Consider the following 17,468-nt stretch of genomic DNA (forward strand, 5'->3'; position numbering starts at 1 on the left):
AGCATCAGTTGCGGCGCTTGAGCTGATCAGTCAACGAAGTCGGCAACCCCTTGATGATCAACGTCCCAGCCTCTTCGTCATATTCGATCTTGGAACCCAGCAGGTGCGCTTCGAAGCTGATGGACAAGCCTTCGGCTCGGCCGGTGAAGCGGCGGAACTGGTTGAGGGTGCGTTTGTCGGCGGGGATTTCCGGCGATAGGCCGTAGTCCTTGTTGCGGATGTGATCGTAGAAGGCTTTCGGGCGCTCTTCGTCGATCAGCTCGGAGAGCTCTTCCAGGCCCATCGGCTCGCCGAGCTTGGCCTGGCTGCTGGCGTAGTCCACCAGGGTCTTGGTTTTCTCACGGGCATCGTCTTCCGGCAGGTCTTCACTTTCGACAAAGTCACTGAAGGCCTTGAGCAAGGTGCGGGTCTCGCCGGGGCCGTCGACCCCTTCCTGGCAGCCGATGAAGTCACGGAAGTACTCCGAGACCTTCTTGCCGTTCTTGCCCTTGATGAACGAGATGTACTGTTTGGACTGCTTGTTGTTCTGCCATTCCGACACGTTGATCCGCGCCGCCAGGTGCAACTGGCCCAGGTCCAAGTGACGGGACGGGGTCACGTCCAACTCATCGGTCACCGCCACGCCTTCGCTGTGGTGCAGCAGGGCGATGGCCAGGTAATCCGTCATGCCCTGCTGGTAATGCGCGAACAACACGTGGCCACCCACCGACAGATTGGACTCTTCCATCAGTTTCTGCAGGTGTTCCACCGCCACGCGACTGAACGCGGTGAAATCCTTGCCGCCGTCCAGGTATTCCTTCAACCAGCCGCTGAACGGATGCGCCCCGGACTCGGCGTGGAAAAAGCCCCAGGCCTTGCCTTGCTTGGCGTTATAGCTTTCGTTGAGGTCGGCGAGCATGTTCTCGATGGCCGTGGACTCTGCCAGTTCGGAGTCACGGGCATGGAGCACAGCAGGGGTGCCGTCGGGTTTTTTGTCGATCAGGTGGACGATGCAATGACGGATCGGCATGGATTTCTCGGCTGATGAAAGAGAGGAGGGCACGCTCCCCGAAAAAGGGCCCAGTGTACCGCAATCACTGGTTTTGGAACCCGGCAAAGGCCCTTTCAGAGCCGTCCGACAGCCTATATGCAATTTTTTAACGTTTTAGCGCAAGAAAGCTGACCAAATGGGTAGCTAGAGGCGGATATTTCATAGGCATTGTGCTAGTTTTGCCCGGTCTTACGCGATGTCACTGCGTTAAGCGTGCATTCAGCATCTGTCAGGTCGAACCAAACCCGGTTTTCGGCATCTATTACCCCGATCCGTCGTGGTGATTGCCGAGGGTGCCTGATCCACAGAGATCGGGCTCGATGGCTGACACTGCACTCTGCAATCCATATGAATTTGATAGGGAAGGAACACTACATGGCTCTTACTAAAGACCAACTGATCGCTGATTTGGCTGAATCTGTAGACGCACCAAAAGCTACCGTGCGTGCTCTGCTGGACCAACTGGGCCAAGTCGTTGCCGATCAGCTGGAAAATGGCGGCGAAATCACTCTGCCAGGCGTTGGCAAGCTGAAAGTCACCGAGCGTCCTGCCCGTACCGGCCGTAACCCTTCGACTGGCGCTGCCATCGAAATCGCTGCCAAGAAAGTGATCAAGCTGGTTGTGGCCAAAGGCCTGACCGACGCGGTCAACAAGTAAGACCGCTGTAAAAGAAACCGTGCCTCGGAGCGATCCGGGCACGGTTTTTTATTGCCTTGTAAAAAGTGGTCTGTGGTGAGGGCATTTGTGGGAGCAAGGCTTGCATCCACTCAGCCCTTGCGGACCCAGCGCTCACGCCGCCAGATCTGCTGCTCGGACTTGGTCTGGAAAGTCCACGCCACAAAGCGACTCTGCTTCTGCCCCTGCGACATCTCCACCACCTGGCTCTCCAGCGCGCCAGCCTTCTTCAACGCAGTTTCGATCGCCGGCAGGTTCGAGGCTTTCGACACTAACGTACTGAACCACAGAACCTTGTGTTGGAAGTTCGCACTTTCGGCAATCAACTGCGTCACAAAGCGTGCTTCACCGCCTTCACACCATAACTCCGCCGATTGCCCGCCGAAGTTCAGCACCGGCAGCTTGCGCTTCGGATCAGCCTTGCCCAGGGCCCGCCACTTGCGCTCGCTGCCCTTGGTCGCTTCTTCCATCGAGGCGTGGAACGGCGGATTGCACATGGTCAGGTCGAAACGCTCGCCCGGTTCCAGCAAGCCGATGAGGATGTGCTTGCGGTTTTGCTGCTGGCGCAACTGGATGACCTTGTTCAGATCGTTGGACTGAACGATGGCCCTGGCGGCCGCCACGGCTGTCGGGTCGATCTCCGAGCCGAGGAAGTGCCAGCGGTATTCGCTGTTGCCGATCAGCGGATAAACGCAATTGGCGCCCATGCCGATGTCCAGCACATTGACGATTGCGCCACGCGGCACCTTGCCGTCGTTCATGCTCGCCAGCAGGTCAGCGAGAAAGTGCACGTAATCGGCGCGGCCTGGAACCGGAGGGCAGAGGTAATCCGCGGGGATGTCCCAGTGCTGGATGCCATAGAACGCCTTGAGCAGCGCCCGGTTGAACACCCGCACCGCGTCGGGGCTGGCGAAGTCGATGCTTTCCTTGCCGTACGGGTTGGTGATCACAAACTTGGCCAGTTCGGGTGTGCTCTTGATCAGCGCCGGGAAGTCGTAACGACCCTGATGGCGGTTGCGCGGGTGCAGGCTGGCCTTCTCGCGCGGCTCGACGGCTTTGCTTGGGGACGCGGCGTCAGGCTTCTTGCGTGCGGGTTTGGGAGTGCGGGGGGCGTTCATGGGCGTGGCCGATTCGGGTATGGCTGAAAATGGCGGGTATTGTCCCACATCCCGCGCGCTCTTGATGGTAATGCGGACTAAATGTGGGAGCGGGCTTGCTCGCGAAGGCGTCGGTACATTCCAAACAGAGACAAGCTGATCTACCGCTTTCGCGAGCAAGCCCGCTCCCACAAGGGTTTTTCATTGTCTGGTAGAAAGGGGCGGGCATAAAAAAGGAGGTCCAGCTGGACCTCCTTTTTCATTGCGAACCACCGTTACAGGCTGGAGATCCGCGCATGCTGCTCAGCCAGCTTGCCCAGGGCCTGTTCGGCCTCGGCCAGCTTGGCCCGTTCCTTCTCGATGACCTCGGCCGGCGCCTTGTCGACGAAGCCGGCGTTGGACAGCTTGCCGCCGACTCGCTGCACTTCGCCTTTGAGGCGCAGGATTTCCTTGTCCAGGCGCGCCAGTTCGGCCGCCTTGTCGATCAGCCCGGCCATCGGCACCAGCACTTCCATTTCGCCGACCAATGCGGTGGCCGACAGAGGCGCTTCTTCACCCGCAGCCAGCACGGTCACCGATTCAAGCTTCGCCAGCTTCTTGAGCAACGCTTCGTTTTCGTTCAGGCGGCGCAGGTCTTCGGCGCTGGCGTTTTTCAGGAACAGGGTCAGCGGCTTGCCCGGGCCGATGTTCATTTCGGCGCGGATGTTACGCAGGCCGAGCATGAAGGTCTTGAGCCACTCGATGTCATCCTCGGCCGCTGGATCGATGCGGGTCTCGTTGGCCACCGGCCACGGTTGCAGCATGATCGTCTTGCCTTGGATGCCCGCCAGCGGTGCGATGCGCTGCCAGATTTCCTCAGTGATGAATGGCATGAACGGATGCGCCAGGCGCAGGGCCACTTCCAGTACGCGCACCAGGGTGCGGCGGGTGCCGCGCTGGCGTTCGACCGGTGCGTTTTCGTCCCACAGCACAGGCTTGGACAGTTCCAGGTACCAGTCGCAATACTGGTTCCAGATGAACTCGTACAGGGCTTGCGCGGCCAGGTCGAAACGGAACTGGTCCAGTTGGCGGGTCACTTCGGCTTCGGTGCGTTGCAACTGGGAAATGATCCAGCGATCGGCCAGGCTCAGCTCATAGGCTTCGCCGTTCTGGCCGCAGTCTTCGCCCTTGTCCAGCACGTAGCGCGCAGCGTTCCAGATTTTGTTGCAGAAGTTGCGATAGCCTTCGACGCGGCCCATGTCGAACTTGATGTCGCGACCGGTGGACGCCAGCGAACAGAAGGTGAAGCGCAGGGCGTCGGTGCCGTAGCTGGCGATGCCTTCGGCGAATTCTTCGCGGGTGGCTTTCTCGATCTTCTTCGCCAGTTTTGGCTGCATCAGGCCGGAGGTGCGTTTCTGCACCAGGGTTTCCAGGTCGATACCGTCGATGATGTCCAGCGGGTCCAGGACGTTGCCCTTGGACTTGGACATTTTCTGGCCCTGGCCGTCGCGCACCAGGCCGTGGACGTAGACGGTCTTGAACGGTACTTGCGGGGTACCGTCTTCGTTTTTCATCAAGTGCATGGTCATCATGATCATCCGGGCGACCCAGAAGAAAATGATGTCGAAGCCGGTGACCAGCACGTCGGTGGAATGGAATTTCTTCAGGAACTCGGTCTGCTGCGGCCAGCCCAGTGTGGAGAAGGTCCACAGGCCCGAGCTGAACCAGGTGTCGAGGACGTCGTTGTCCTGCGCCAGGGCAACGTCCGGACCGAGGTTGTGCTTGGCGCGGACTTCGGCTTCATCGCGGCCGACATAGACCTTGCCCGACTCGTCGTACCAGGCCGGGATGCGGTGGCCCCACCACAGCTGACGGCTGATGCACCAATCCTGGATGTCGCGCATCCACGAGAAGTACATGTTCTCGTATTGCTTGGGCACGAACTGGATGCGGCCGTCTTCTACGGCGGCAATCGCAGGCTCGGCCAACGGCTTGGTGGACACGTACCACTGGTCGGTCAGCCATGGCTCGATGATGGTGCCGGAGCGGTCGCCTTTCGGGACTTTCAGGGCGTGATCGTCGACGCTGACCAGCAGGCCGGCGGCTTCGAATGCCGCGACGATCTGCTTGCGCGCCTCGAAGCGGTCCAGGCCGGCGTATTCGGCCGGGATCTGGCCGTCCACGTTTTCGTTCAGGGTGCCGTCGAGGTTGAAGGCCTGGGCGGCCGGCAACACATGGGCGTTCTTGTCGAAGATGTTCAGCAGCGGCAGGTTGTGGCGCTTGCCGACTTCGTAGTCATTGAAATCGTGGGCCGGGGTGATTTTCACGCAGCCGGTGCCGAATTCGGGGTCGCAGTAATCATCGCCGATGATCGGGATCCGACGGCCAACCAATGGCAACTCGACAAACTTGCCGATCAGGGCCTGGTAGCGCTCGTCGTTCGGGTTCACCGCCACGGCGGAGTCGCCCAGCATGGTTTCCGGACGCGTGGTGGCGACGATCAGGTAATCCTTGCCGTCGGCGGTCTTGGCTCCGTCGGCCAGCGGGTATTTCAGGTTCCACAGGAAACCTTTCTCGTCGTGGTTCTCCACTTCGAGGTCGGAAATGGCCGTGTGCAACTTGGTGTCCCAGTTGACCAGGCGCTTGCCGCGATAGATCAGCCCGTCCTCGTGCAGGCGCACGAAGGCTTCCTTCACCGCTTCCGAGAGGCCGTCATCCATGGTGAAGCGCTCGCGGCTCCAGTCCACGGATGAACCGAGGCGGCGGATCTGGCGGCTGATGTTGCCACCGGATTCGTCTTTCCATTCCCAGACTTTCTCGAGGAACTTCTCGCGACCCAGGTCATGGCGATTCTGGCCCTGGGCTTCAAGGCGGCGCTCCACCAGCATCTGCGTGGCGATACCGGCGTGGTCGGTGCCCGGCTGCCACAAGGTGTTGCGACCTTGCATGCGGCGGAAACGGATCAAGGCGTCCATGATCGCATTGTTGAAGCCATGGCCCATGTGCAGGCTGCCGGTGACGTTCGGCGGCGGGATCATGATGGTGTAGGAATCGCCCGCGCCTTGCGGAGCGAAATAATTCTCGGACTCCCAGGTGTTGTACCAGGAAGTTTCAATGGCGTGCGGCTGGTAGGTCTTATCCATGCGCGGCGGGACCCTATTGGCATTTATTCAGGAAAAGCCGGGAAGTATAGCGGGGCGTGGGGCGCAGGGCGAGTCGGGGTGGCTGTGATCGCTTCATTCAAGCCGAGAAACATTGTGGCGAGGGAGCTTGCTCCCGCTGGGGCGCGAAGCGGCCCCAAACTGGCAGGCTTTTCACGACTGCTTCGCAGTCGAGCGGGAGCAAGCTCCCTCGCCACAAAAGCAACCACAGCCGGGTTGCCGGATTATTCGTACTGACTCAACAACCGCTCCATTCGCGCATCCAGCCGGCGCTTGATCTCGGTTTCGATGTGCGGGGCGAAGTCGTCGATGACGTCTTGCATGATCAACTGCGCGGCGGCACGCAATTCGCGGTCCAGGTGCAGCAGGGCGTCGGGGCCCTTGGCTTCGGCCTTGGCGGCAGGCTCGGGTTCGGGCTGGCCGTTGATCGGATCGAACAACAGGGGAATCTGTTCGTCATGCACCGGCTCATGAGCGGGCTCATGCACGACCGTGTCGGTCAGCAGCGGCGGTTGCAGGTTGTCGTCGCCGAGCAGTTGGCGGATCGACTCAAGGTCATCCAGCAGGTGCGCGGGCTTTTGTGGCGATTTTGGAGTGTCCATCGTAGGGCTCAGAGTCGCTGTAAACGGTGGTCTTGCAGAGGATAGCCCTGTTCGCGGTAGAAACGGAAACTCTCCCGCGCGGCTTGTCGAATGGCCGGGTCTTCCACCACCACTTCCGCCACACGGGCGAAGCGCTGGGCAAAGGCCGGTACTTTCAGGTCGAGGTTGACCAACAGGTCCTGGTGCTGACCGCAGTCATTCCCCAGTCCCAGTACGATCAGGCCCTCGGGTTCGCTTTCGGCCGGGCCGTGGGGCACGAAGCTCTCACCCTTGAATGCCCACAGCCGTGCGTCCAGGTCCTCGCGCTGGGTGGCATCGCTGCAATGCAGGTAAATGCGGTGTCCCATGCGCCAAGCCTTTTCGGTGAGCTTGCAGGCGAAATCCAGCCGCGCCGACGGATCGGCGCTGGGCAGGATATAAAAATCGACTTTGGTCATTGCGGTTCCTGAGCCGTCGATGACGCCACCCGAGGGCGACGCCAACGACGGTCATTGGTGTCAGGCCTTGGCGCGGTCCAACAGGTACTGGGTCAGCAGGGGCACCGGACGACCGGTGGCGCCCTTGTCCTTGCCGCCGCTGGTCCAGGCCGTGCCGGCGATGTCCAGATGAGCCCAGTTCAGGTTCTTGGTGAAGCGCGACAGGAAGCAGGCCGCGGTAATGGTCCCGGCTTTCGGGCCGCCGATGTTGGCGATGTCGGCGAACGGGCTGTCCAGTTGTTCCTGGTACTCGTCGAACAGTGGCAACTGCCAGGCGCGGTCGTCGGCTTGCTGGCCGGCGCTGAGCAGTTGGCCGATCAGCTCGTCGTTATTACCCAGCAGGCCCGAGGTGTGGGCGCCGAGGGCGACGACGCAGGCGCCGGTCAGGGTCGCGATGTCGATCACCGCTTGCGGCTTGAAGCGTTCGGAGTAGGTGAGGGCGTCACACAGCACCAGGCGGCCTTCGGCGTCGGTGTTGAGGATTTCCACGGTCTGGCCGCTCATGGTGGTGACGATGTCGCCCGGACGCGAAGCCGTGCCGCTGGGCATGTTCTCGGCGCAGGCCAGGATGCACACCAGGTTGATCGGCAGTTGCAGTTCGAGCACGGCGCGCAGGGTGCCGAACACGCTTGCGGCGCCGCCCATGTCGTACTTCATTTCATCCATGCCGGCGCCCGGCTTGAGGCTGATGCCGCCGGTGTCGAAGGTGATGCCCTTGCCGACCAGTGCGTACGGCTTCTCGGACTTCTTGCCGCCGTTGTATTGCATGACGATCAGGCGTGGTGGCTGGGCGCTGCCCTGGCCCACGGCATAGAACGAACCCATGCCCAGGTCCTTGATCTTCTTCTCGTCGAAGACTTCGACTTTCAGGCCCTTGAACGCTTTGCCCAGTGCCTTGGCCTGTTCGCCCATGAAGGTCGGGTGGCAGATGTTCGGCGGCAGGTTGCCCAGGTCACGGGTGAACGCCATGCCATTGGCAATCGCGGTGGCGTGGGTCACGGCGCGCTGGACTTCAGCCTGGGCGGCCTTGATGGTCAGCAGGGTGATTTTCTTCAGGGCGCGAGGTTCGGCTTTCTGGCTCTTGAACTGGTCGAATTGATATTCGCCGTCCACCAAGGTTTCGGCCAGCAGGCGGTTCTTGCCATAGCTGTCGCGACCCTTGACCACCAACTCGTCCAGCGCCAGGACGGCATCACCGCCGCCGAGGCCTTTAAGGGTGGCCAACACGCCGGCGATGATTTTACGGAACGGACGGTCGCCCAGTTCGGCGTCCTTGCCCGCGCCCACCAGCAGCACGCGTTCGGCCTTGAGGTTGGGCAGGCTGTGCAGCAGCAGGCTCTGGCCGACCTTGCCGGCCAGGTCGCCGCGCTTGAGCACGGCGCTGATGGCCCCGCCGCTCAGGCTGTCGAGCTGGGTGGCGACGATGCCGAGCTGGCGGTTTTCGCCGACGGCAACTACCAACGTGGCGGTTTTCAACGTTTCTGGGCTGACGCTTTTTACAACCAGTTCCATGTCCGGATCCCTGAATGAATGGTCAAGAGGCCAGGCGCCGAAACAATGGCGCGCTGAACAGCTGTCTTCTCTATAGAAGCGCCGGTACTTGCCGGCGACAAAGGCCGCAGTTTGAACCCCGGCGCCCGAGCCTGACAACCCTCGGCGCCCCTAACTTTTCGGCTTTGAGCAGCGGGTTAAAGCGTGCGAAGTGACAGGCGCCTTCAATCACAGGATAATGCGGCTCTTTTTTCGGCGGCTCGCAATATGAGTCGGCTCGATACGTTTCTTGTTCGGCCGCCTAGCCTGACAATCGTGGAGTGTCTGGTTTGATCGTCTTTCGTTATCTGTCCCGCGAAGTCCTGCTGACCCTGAGCGCCGTCAGCGCCGTGCTGCTGGTCATCATCATGAGCGGGCGCTTCATCAAATACCTCGCCCAGGCAGCCTCCGGTGCCCTGGATCCGGGTTCACTGTTCCTGATCATGGGGTTCCGCCTGCCCGGCTTCCTGCAATTGATCCTGCCGCTGGGGTTGTTCCTCGGCATTTTGCTGGCCTACGGGCGCTTGTACCTGGACAGCGAAATGACCGTGCTGTCGGCCACCGGCATGAGCCAGCAACGCCTGTTTCGCATGACGCTGTTCCCGGCCACCTTGGTGGCGCTGGTGGTGGCGTGGCTGAGCCTGAGCCTGTCGCCCCAGGGCGCCAACCAATTCCAGCTGCTGATCAACCAGCAGGACGCCATGACCGAATTCGACACCCTGGTACCAGGGCGCTTCCAGGCCCTGCGCGACGGCACCCGGGTGACCTACACCGAACAGCTCTCGGATGACCGGGTCGACCTGGGCGGCGTCTTCATCACGCAAAAGAATGTGTCTGCGGACACCAAGAAGGACCGTGGCATTTCCGTGCTGGTGGCCGAGAAGGGCCGGCAGGAAATCAACCCCGACGGCAACCGCTACCTGATCCTGGAAAATGGCTATCGCTACGACGGCAAGCCAGGGCAGGCCGATTACCGGGCCATCAAGTACGACACCTATGGCGTGCTGCTGCCCAAGCCCGAGGTCAGCGACGAAGTCACCGACCGCGACGCGATGCCGACCGCCAGCCTGCTGGGCAACGAAGACATTCGCGCCCGCACCGAGCTGCAATGGCGCCTGTCGCTGCCGCTGCTGGTATTCATCGTGACCCTCATGGCGGTCCCGCTGTCGCGGGTCAACCCGCGCCAGGGCCGTTTCCTCAAGTTACTGCCGGCGATTCTCCTGTATATGGCTTACCTGACCATCCTGATTTCCGCCCGCGGCGCATTGGAGAAGGGCAAGATCCCGCCGGCGCTGGGCTTGTGGTGGGTGCACGGCATCTTCCTGGCCATCGGCCTGGGGCTGCTCTATTGGGAGCCGCTGCGCCTGAAGCTGGCCAGCCGTCGCAGTGCGATGGAGGTGGCCCGTGGTTAAACTCGACCGCTACATCGGCAGCAGCGTGTTCATGGCGATCCTCGCAGTGCTGGGGATCATCCTTGGCCTGGCGACCTTGTTTGCCTTCATCGATGAAATGAGCGACGTCAGCGATACCTACACCCTGATGGACGTGGCGAGCTATGTGCTGCTGACCGCGCCACGCCGTCTGTACGACATGCTGCCGATGGCCGCGCTGATCGGCTGCCTGATCGGCCTGGGCAGCCTGGCCAGTAACAGCGAACTGACCATCATGCGCGCCGCCGGCGTGTCCATTGGTCGGATTGTCTGGGCGGTGATGAAGCCCATGCTGGTGTTGATGCTGGTGGGCCTGCTGATCGGCGAGTACATCGCCCCGGCCACCGAAAACACCGCCCAGGCCAACCGCTCCCTGGCCCAGGGCGGCGGTGATGCGCAAAGCGCCAAGCACGGCCTGTGGCACCGCCAGGGCGACGAGTTCATCCACATCAACTCCGTCCAACCCAACGGCATTCTGTACGGCGTGACCCGTTATCGCTTTGACGAGCAGCGGCACATGCTGTCGTCGAGCTTCGCCAAGCGTGCGCATTTCGTCAAGGACCACTGGCAACTGAGGGATGTGACCACCACGCTGTTCCATGACAAACGCACCGAGGTGGTCGCCGCCCGGAAGGAGCGTTGGAATGTGTCGATCAGTCCGGAGTTGCTCAGTACCGTGGTAATGGCGCCGGAGTCCTTGTCGATTACCGGTTTGTGGGGGTACATCCACTACCTGGCGGACCAGGGCCTGAATAACGGCCGCTATTGGCTGGCTTTTTGGGTCAAGGTGTTGCAACCGCTGGTCACTGCCGCCCTGGTGTTGATGGCGATTTCCTTCATTTTCGGCCCGTTGCGTTCGGTGACCCTGGGGCAACGGGTGTTTACCGGCGTGCTGGTGGGCTTCACCTTCCGTATCGCCCAGGATCTGCTGGGGCCGTCGAGCCTGGTGTTCGGTTTCTCGCCGCTGTTTGCGGTGCTGGTGCCGGCCGGTATCTGCGCACTGGCCGGGCTCTGGCTGTTGCGTCGGGCGGGTTGATCCATTTTCTTGTGGCGGGGGGAGCTTCTGTGGCGAGGGAGCTTGCTCCCGCTGGACTGCGCAGCAGGCCCCTGCAGCCTGCCTGACACATCGCCGTGGCGCATATTCGAGGGGCCGCTTCGCAGCCCAGCGGGAGCAAGCTCCCTCGCCACACGTGACGCTTGCGCGGTGTATCAGGTACAATTCCCGGCTATTTTTCGGCGGGCCATGCCTGCAGCCTTTTTGAGTGTTGATCCGTGAGTGATTTGAGTCATATCCGCAATTTCTCCATCATCGCCCACATTGACCATGGCAAGTCGACGCTGGCTGATCGCTTCATCCAGATGTGCGGCGGCCTGGCCGAGCGTGAAATGGAAGCCCAGGTCCTGGACTCCATGGACCTCGAGCGTGAGCGCGGGATCACCATCAAGGCCCATAGCGTTACCCTCTACTACAAGGCTCGCGACGGCGTCACCTATCAGCTGAACTTCATCGATACCCCCGGCCACGTCGACTTCACCTATGAAGTCAGCCGGTCGCTGGCGGCCTGTGAAGGCGCATTGCTGGTGGTCGACGCTGGCCAGGGCGTTGAAGCCCAGTCGGTTGCCAACTGCTACACGGCCATCGAGCAGGGCCTGGAAGTCATGCCGGTGCTGAACAAGATCGACCTGCCCCAGGCCGATCCGGACCGCGTGAAGGAAGAAATCGAGAAAATCATCGGCATCGACGCCACTGACGCGGTCACCTGCAGCGCCAAGACCGGCCTGGGCGTCGACGAAGTGCTCGAGCGCCTGGTCGCCACTATTCCTGCACCGACCGGCAATATCGAAGATCCGCTGCAAGCGTTGATCATCGATTCCTGGTTCGACAACTACCTGGGCGTGGTCTCCCTGGTTCGCGTGCGCCATGGCCGCGTGAAGAAGGGCGACAAGATCCTGGTCAAGTCCACCGGCAAGATCCACCTGGTGGACAGCGTTGGTGTCTTCAACCCGAAACACACCGCCACCGTCGACCTGAAGGCCGGTGAAGTGGGCTTCATCATCGCCGGCATCAAGGACATCCACGGGGCGCCGGTCGGCGACACCCTGACCTTGAGCTCTACCCCCGACGTCGATGTGCTGCCAGGCTTCAAACGCATCCAGCCGCAGGTCTACGCCGGCCTGTTTCCGGTCAGCTCCGACGATTTCGAGGATTTCCGCGAAGCACTGCAAAAGCTGACCCTGAACGACTCGTCGCTGCAGTACACCCCGGAAAGCTCCGACGCCCTGGGCTTCGGTTTCCGTTGCGGGTTCCTTGGCATGCTGCACATGGAAATCATCCAGGAGCGCCTGGAGCGCGAGTACGACCTGGACCTGATCACCACGGCGCCGACGGTAATCTTCGAACTGCTGCTCAAGAACGGCGAAACCATCTACGTCGACAACCCGTCCAAGTTGCCGGACCTGTCGGCCATCGAGGACATGCGCGAGCCGATCGTGCGGGCCAACATCCTTGTGCCTCAGGAGCACCTGGGTAACGTCATTACCCTGTGCATCGAGAAGCGCGGCGTGCAGCACGACATGCTGTTCCTCGGCACGCAGGTCCAGGTGACCTATGACCTGCCGATGAACGAAGTGGTGCTGGACTTCTTCGACCGTCTCAAATCCACCAGTCGCGGCTATGCTTCGCTGGACTATCATTTCGATCGTTACCAATCGGCTAATCTGGTAAAGCTGGATGTGCTGATCAACGGTGAGAAAGTCGATGCCCTGGCATTGATCGTGCACCGCGACAACGCGCACTACAAAGGTCGTGCATTGACCGAGAAGATGAAGGAACTGATTCCGCGGCAGATGTTCGATGTGGCAATCCAGGCCGCCATTGGCGGGCAGATTGTGGCGCGTACAACCGTCAAGGCGCTCAGAAAGAACGTATTGGCCAAATGCTACGGCGGCGACGTCAGCCGTAAGCGCAAGCTGTTGGAAAAGCAGAAGGCCGGTAAAAAACGCATGAAGCAGGTCGGTAACGTGGAAATTCCACAGGAAGCCTTCCTCGCGGTGCTCAGGTTGGATAGTTAGGTCCTATGTCGCTAAATTTCCCGCTGTTGCTGGTTATCGCCGTGTTTGTCTGCGGTCTGTTGGCGTTGCTTGATCTGTTGTTCCTGGCGCCTCGGCGCCGGGCGGCCATCGCCTCGTATCAGGGCAGCGTCAGCCAGCCTGATGGTGTGGTGATCGAAAAACTCAACAAGGAACCGCTGCTGGTCGAATACGGCAAGTCGTTCTTCCCGGTGCTGTTCATCGTGTTGGTGCTGCGTTCGTTCCTGGTGGAGCCGTTCCAGATCCCGTCCGGCTCGATGAAGCCGACCCTGGATGTGGGCGATTTCATCCTGGTGAACAAGTTTTCCTACGGGATCCGCCTGCCGGTGATCGACAAGAAAGTCATCGAGGTGGGTGACCCGCAACGGGGCGATGTCATGGTGTTCCGCTTCCCTAGCGACCCGAACGTCAATTACATCAAGCGCGTGGTCGGCCTGCCGGGCGACACGATCCGCTACACCGCTGACAAGCGTTTGTTCGTCAATGGCGAATCGGTGGCCGAACAGTTGCTCGGCTCCGAGCCGGGGACGCTGGGCAGTGCCGAACTCTACCGGGAAAAACTCGGTGAGGCCGAACACCTGATCCGCAAGGAAATGAGCCGCTACCGCGCCGCGCCGGACCGTTCCTGGACCGTGCCGGCGGGGCACTATTTCATGATGGGCGACAACCGTGACAACTCCAACGACAGCCGTTACTGGGATGATCCGAACATTCCCAAGAACCTGCTGGGCATGGTCCCCGACCGGAACATCGTCGGCAAGGCCTTCGCGGTCTGGATGAGCTGGCCGGAACCCAAACTCAGTCACCTGCCGAATTTCTCGCGGGTTGGCCTGATCAAGTAATCACCCACGGCGCTGTTGAACACAGCGCCGAATGCTTTTCTGGAGCCTGTACAAGGGTTGCCCGGAGGCATGAAGCCAACGATAGTCAGGACGTCATTTTTGAACACAGCGTTAATTGTCCCAAGCCAACGGTGCCTTGCCGCCGTGGCGGTGGAATCCAGCCACGAACTCAGCGTGGGTAAACCGTGAGCGTTTCTCTAAGCCGTCTCGAGCGTCAGCTCGGCTACACCTTCAAGGACCCGGACCTGATGCTCCTGGCCCTCACTCACCGCAGTTTTGCCGGGCGCAACAACGAACGCCTGGAATTCCTCGGTGACGCCATCCTTAACTTCGTCGCTGGCGAGGCGTTGTTCGAGCGCTTCCCGCTGGCCCGCGAAGGCCAGTTGTCGCGTTTGCGCGCGCGACTGGTAAAAGGTGAGACGCTGGCCGTATTGGCCCGTGGTTTCGACTTGGGCGATTACCTGCGCCTGGGCTCCGGTGAGTTGAAAAGCGGCGGTTTCCGGCGCGAGTCGATCCTGGCCGATGCCCTGGAAGCGTTGATTGGTGCGATCTACCTGGATTCAGGCATGGAAATGGCGCGCGAGCGCGTGCTGGCCTGGCTGACCTCCGAAATCGACAGCCTGACGCTGGTGGACACCAACAAGGACCCGAAGACCCGCTTGCAGGAATTCCTGCAATCGCGCAGTTGCGAACTGCCGCGCTACGAAGTGGTGGATATCCAGGGTGAGCCGCATTGCCGAACCTTCTTCGTCGAATGCGAAGTTGTCCTATTGAATGAAAAAAGCCGGGGTCAGGGTGTGAGTCGTCGTATTGCCGAACAGGTAGCGGCCGCCGCAGCACTGATTGCCCTGGGCGTGGAGAATGGCAATGACTGATACAACCGTCACCCGCTGCGGCTATGTCGCCATTGTCGGTCGGCCGAACGTGGGCAAGTCCACGCTGCTGAACCACATCCTGGGCCAGAAATTGGCGATCACCTCGCGCAAGCCGCAGACCACCCGCCACAACATGCTGGGCATCAAGACCGAAGGCGCCGTGCAGGCGATCTACGTCGACACCCCGGGCATGCACAAGGGCGGTGAAAAGGCCCTGAACCGCTACATGAACAAGACTGCCTCGGCGGCGTTGAAGGACGTCGACGTGGTGATCTTCGTGGTCGACCGCACCAAGTGGACCGAAGAAGACCAAATGGTCCTCGAACGCGTCCAGTACGTGACCGGCCCCTTGATCGTGGCGCTGAACAAGACCGACCGTATCGAAGACAAGGCTGAGCTGATGCCGCACCTGGCCTGGTTGCAGGAGCAGTTGCCGAACGCCCAGATCATCCCGATCTCTGCCCAGCACGGCCATAACCTCGATGCGTTGGAGCGGGTGATTGCCGAACACCTGCCGGAAAACGATCATTTCTTCCCTGAAGACCAGATCACCGACCGCAGCAGCCGTTTCCTCGCCGCCGAGCTGGTGCGCGAGAAAATCATGCGCCAGATGGGCGCCGAGCTGCCGTACCAGATCACCGTCGAGATCGAAGAGTTCAAGCAACAGGGGAAGACCCTGCATATTCATGCGTTGATCCTCGTCGAACGTGACGGCCAGAAGAAAATCATCATTGGCGACAAGGGCGAGCGCATCAAGCGCATCGGCACCGAGGCGCGCAAGGACATGGAGCTGCTGTTCGACTCCAAGATCATGCTCAACCTGTGGGTCAAGGTGAAGGGTGGCTGGTCCGACGACGAGCGGGCGTTGCGTTCGTTGGGTTACGGCGACCTGTAAAACGTCCAGCGGTACACCACCGACCTTGTGGGAGCGGGCTTGCTCGCGAAGGCGGTGTGTCAGTTGACATCATCGTCGACTGACACGCCGCCTTCGCGAGCAAGCCCGCTCCCACATTGGTTTCGGGTTGTTTAGAAAATTTGCCCGCTCAGTGAGAACTGCGACTTCAATGTCCCAACCCACCGCCCAGCCCGCCTACGTCCTCCACAGCCGTGCCTACCGCGAAAGTAGCGCCCTGGTGGACTTCCTCACGCCCCAAGGACGGCTGCGGGCGGTGTTGCGCGGAGCGCGGGGCAAGGCCGGGACGCTGGCGCGGCCGTTCGTGCCGCTGGAAGTCGAGTTCCGCGGCAGGGGCGAGCTGAAGAACGTAGGGCGCATGGAAAGCAACGGTGTCGCGGCCTGGCTCAACGGCGAGGCGTTGTTCAGCGGTTTGTACCTCAATGAACTGCTGATCCGCCTCCTGCCCGCCGAAGATCCCCACCCGGCGGTCTTCGACCACTACACCGCCACGCTGCTGGCCCTGGCCGAAGGCCGGCCACTGGAACCGCTGCTGCGCTCGTTCGAGTGGCGGCTGCTGGATGACCTGGGTTATGGCTTTGCGCTGAATACCGACCTGCACGGCGAACCCATCGCGGCTGATGGCCTGTACCGCTTGCAAGTGGACGCCGGCCTGGAGCGGGTCTACCTTCTGCAACCAGGGCTGTTCAACGGTGCCGAACTGCTGGCCATGGCCGAGGCCGACTGGCGTGCGCCGGGTGCCTTGTCGGCGGCCAAGCGCCTGATGCGCCAGGCCCTGGCCGTGCATCTGGGTGGTCGGCCCTTGGTCAGTCGCGAGCTGTTTCGCAAGCCCTGATCAACCCGTATGCTGTGAGCCGACTATTTGTCCTTTCAGGAGCCTTTTCGTGAGCACCAGCAATCGCATTCTTCTCGGCGTGAACATCGACCATGTCGCCACCCTGCGCCAGGCCCGTGGTACGCGCTACCCGGATCCGGTCAAGGCCGCACTGGACGCGGAAGAAGCGGGGGCCGACGGCATCACCGTGCACCTGCGTGAAGACCGTCGCCACATCCAGGAGCGCGACGTGCTGCTGCTCAAGGACGTGCTGCAAACCCGCATGAACTTTGAAATGGGCGTGACCGAGGAAATGATGGCGTTCGCCGAGCGCATCCGCCCGGCGCACATCTGCCTGGTGCCGGAGACGCGCCAGGAACTGACCACCGAAGGCGGCCTCGATGTAGCGGGCCAGGAGTCGCGGATCAGCCTGGCGGTGGAACGCCTGTCGAAAATCGGTGCCGAGGTCTCGCTGTTCATCGATGCCGACGAACGGCAAATCGAGGCAGCCAAACGTGTCGGCGCCCCCGCCATCGAACTGCACACCGGCCGGTACGCCGACGCCGAGACCCCCACGGACGTGGCCGATGAGCTGCAACGGGTCGCCGATGGCGTCGCCTTTGGCCTGGCCCAAGGCTTGATCGTCAACGCCGGCCATGGCCTGCACTACCACAACGTCGACGCCGTCGCGGCCATCAAGGGCATCAACGAACTGAACATCGGCCATGCACTGGTGGCCCATGCCTTGTTCGTCGGGTTCAAGTCGGCTGTGTCGGAAATGAAAGCCTTGATCCTGGCTGCCGCCAAGTCCTGATCCACCACAAAACTTCTGAACACCCCAATCAAAACTGTGGGAGCGGGCTTGCTCGCGAAGGCGTCAGGTCAGTCACCATTGAAGTGGCTGACACACCGCTTTCGCGAGCAAGCCCGCTCCCACAGGGGATCTGGGTAGGT

The 17,468-nt window shown here is 61.3% G+C and carries 15 protein-coding genes; 9 read left to right on the forward strand and 6 right to left on the reverse strand.

All coding sequences use genetic code 11. The features are described 5' to 3' along the window. Positions 1 to 4: 4 nt before the first annotated feature. Complete coding sequence (gene yejK, locus J3P88_RS06305) at positions 5 to 1,009, reverse strand: nucleoid-associated protein YejK (protein WP_030139623.1); 1,005 nt, start codon at positions 1,007 to 1,009, stop codon at positions 5 to 7. 396 nt (positions 1,010 to 1,405) lie between these two features. On the opposite strand from yejK, the gene J3P88_RS06310 reads away from it, so the two are divergent. Further along, on the forward strand, positions 1,406 to 1,687 hold the full coding sequence (locus J3P88_RS06310) for an HU family DNA-binding protein (protein ID WP_058544106.1): 282 nt from the start codon (positions 1,406 to 1,408) through the stop codon (positions 1,685 to 1,687). Between the two features lie 110 nt (positions 1,688 to 1,797). Here J3P88_RS06310 and rlmF read toward each other — a convergent pair whose 3' ends face one another. The 5 genes from rlmF to J3P88_RS06335 all read right to left on the reverse strand — a co-directional run bounded on the left by rlmF (position 1,798) and on the right by J3P88_RS06335 (position 8,532). Then, positions 1,798 to 2,823, reverse strand: coding sequence for a 23S rRNA (adenine(1618)-N(6))-methyltransferase RlmF (gene rlmF, locus J3P88_RS06315; protein WP_186705167.1), 1,026 nt, complete (start codon positions 2,821 to 2,823; stop codon positions 1,798 to 1,800). A gap of 254 nt (positions 2,824 to 3,077) precedes the next feature. Beyond that, the gene (locus J3P88_RS06320) at positions 3,078 to 5,924 is read right to left on the reverse strand and encodes a valine--tRNA ligase (protein WP_434574448.1); all 2,847 of its coding nucleotides are present in this window, start codon (positions 5,922 to 5,924) and stop codon (positions 3,078 to 3,080) included. A 242-nt stretch (positions 5,925 to 6,166) separates the two neighbouring features. Continuing rightward, positions 6,167 to 6,544 (reverse strand): DNA polymerase III subunit chi, encoded by a 378-nt coding sequence (locus J3P88_RS06325; RefSeq protein ID WP_186705169.1) that lies wholly within the window; start codon positions 6,542 to 6,544, stop codon positions 6,167 to 6,169. A gap of 8 nt (positions 6,545 to 6,552) precedes the next feature. Beyond that, the gene (locus J3P88_RS06330; protein WP_186705170.1) at positions 6,553 to 6,981 is read right to left on the reverse strand and encodes a DNA polymerase III subunit chi; all 429 of its coding nucleotides are present in this window, start codon (positions 6,979 to 6,981) and stop codon (positions 6,553 to 6,555) included. A 60-nt stretch (positions 6,982 to 7,041) separates the two neighbouring features. Next, positions 7,042 to 8,532: a leucyl aminopeptidase gene (locus tag J3P88_RS06335; protein ID WP_434574449.1), complete on the reverse strand. Its 1,491-nt coding sequence runs from the start codon at positions 8,530 to 8,532 to the stop codon at positions 7,042 to 7,044. Between the two features lie 308 nt (positions 8,533 to 8,840). Here J3P88_RS06335 and lptF point away from each other — a divergent pair, with 308 nt between their 5' ends. The 8 genes from lptF (at position 8,841) to pdxJ (ending at position 17,328) form a co-directional block, all read left to right on the forward strand. After that, positions 8,841 to 9,962 (forward strand): LPS export ABC transporter permease LptF, encoded by a 1,122-nt coding sequence (lptF, locus tag J3P88_RS06340; RefSeq protein ID WP_186705172.1) that lies wholly within the window; start codon positions 8,841 to 8,843, stop codon positions 9,960 to 9,962. Next, positions 9,955 to 11,016, forward strand: coding sequence for an LPS export ABC transporter permease LptG (lptG, locus tag J3P88_RS06345; RefSeq protein WP_186705173.1), 1,062 nt, complete (start codon positions 9,955 to 9,957; stop codon positions 11,014 to 11,016). The genes lptF and lptG overlap by 8 nt, the downstream gene beginning before the upstream one ends. Positions 11,017 to 11,252: 236 nt before the next feature. Continuing rightward, a complete protein-coding gene (gene lepA / locus J3P88_RS06350) occupies positions 11,253 to 13,052 on the forward strand; it encodes a translation elongation factor 4 (protein ID WP_135847028.1) in 1,800 nt (599 codons plus the stop codon). Positions 13,053 to 13,057: 5 nt separating this feature from the next. Then, positions 13,058 to 13,912, forward strand: a complete 855-nt coding sequence (gene lepB / locus J3P88_RS06355) for a signal peptidase I (protein WP_186705174.1) — start codon at positions 13,058 to 13,060, stop codon at positions 13,910 to 13,912. 185 nt (positions 13,913 to 14,097) lie between these two features. Next, positions 14,098 to 14,787 (forward strand): ribonuclease III, encoded by a 690-nt coding sequence (gene rnc / locus J3P88_RS06360; protein WP_186705175.1) that lies wholly within the window; start codon positions 14,098 to 14,100, stop codon positions 14,785 to 14,787. Continuing rightward, a complete protein-coding gene (gene era / locus J3P88_RS06365; protein WP_079303829.1) occupies positions 14,780 to 15,682 on the forward strand; it encodes a GTPase Era in 903 nt (300 codons plus the stop codon). Before rnc ends, era begins: the two co-directional genes overlap by 8 nt. Before the next feature lie 169 nt (positions 15,683 to 15,851). Further along, positions 15,852 to 16,535 carry a DNA repair protein RecO gene (gene recO / locus J3P88_RS06370; RefSeq protein ID WP_186705176.1) on the forward strand — a complete coding sequence of 228 codons (684 nt, stop codon included), beginning with the start codon at positions 15,852 to 15,854 and terminating at the stop codon, positions 16,533 to 16,535. A 49-nt stretch (positions 16,536 to 16,584) separates the two neighbouring features. Continuing rightward, on the forward strand, positions 16,585 to 17,328 hold the full coding sequence (gene pdxJ, locus J3P88_RS06375; protein WP_434574450.1) for a pyridoxine 5'-phosphate synthase: 744 nt from the start codon (positions 16,585 to 16,587) through the stop codon (positions 17,326 to 17,328). Positions 17,329 to 17,468: the final 140 nt, after the last annotated feature.

Origin of the sequence: Pseudomonas sp. Z3-6, assembly GCF_051131985.1 — a bacterium.
In the GTDB taxonomy this organism is placed as follows: Bacteria; Pseudomonadota; Gammaproteobacteria; order Pseudomonadales; family Pseudomonadaceae; genus Aquipseudomonas; species Aquipseudomonas zanjanensis.

What these genes read in the sequence shown, in the direction of transcription:
- rlmF (WP_186705167.1), bottom strand. Translation starts at nt 2,823, where the DNA reads ATGAACGCCCCCCGCACTCCCAAACCCGCACGCAAGAAGCCTGACGCC.
- recO (WP_186705176.1), top strand. Translation starts at nt 15,852, where the DNA reads ATGTCCCAACCCACCGCCCAGCCCGCCTACGTCCTCCACAGCCGTGCC.
- J3P88_RS06330 (WP_186705170.1), bottom strand. Translation starts at nt 6,981, where the DNA reads ATGACCAAAGTCGATTTTTATATCCTGCCCAGCGCCGATCCGTCGGCG.
- era (WP_079303829.1), top strand. Translation starts at nt 14,780, where the DNA reads ATGACTGATACAACCGTCACCCGCTGCGGCTATGTCGCCATTGTCGGT.
- J3P88_RS06310 (WP_058544106.1), top strand. Translation starts at nt 1,406, where the DNA reads ATGGCTCTTACTAAAGACCAACTGATCGCTGATTTGGCTGAATCTGTA.
- lepB (WP_186705174.1), top strand. Translation starts at nt 13,058, where the DNA reads ATGTCGCTAAATTTCCCGCTGTTGCTGGTTATCGCCGTGTTTGTCTGC.
- J3P88_RS06335 (WP_434574449.1), bottom strand. Translation starts at nt 8,532, where the DNA reads ATGGAACTGGTTGTAAAAAGCGTCAGCCCAGAAACGTTGAAAACCGCC.
- J3P88_RS06320 (WP_434574448.1), bottom strand. Translation starts at nt 5,924, where the DNA reads ATGGATAAGACCTACCAGCCGCACGCCATTGAAACTTCCTGGTACAAC.
- J3P88_RS06325 (WP_186705169.1), bottom strand. Translation starts at nt 6,544, where the DNA reads ATGGACACTCCAAAATCGCCACAAAAGCCCGCGCACCTGCTGGATGAC.
- yejK (WP_030139623.1), bottom strand. Translation starts at nt 1,009, where the DNA reads ATGCCGATCCGTCATTGCATCGTCCACCTGATCGACAAAAAACCCGAC.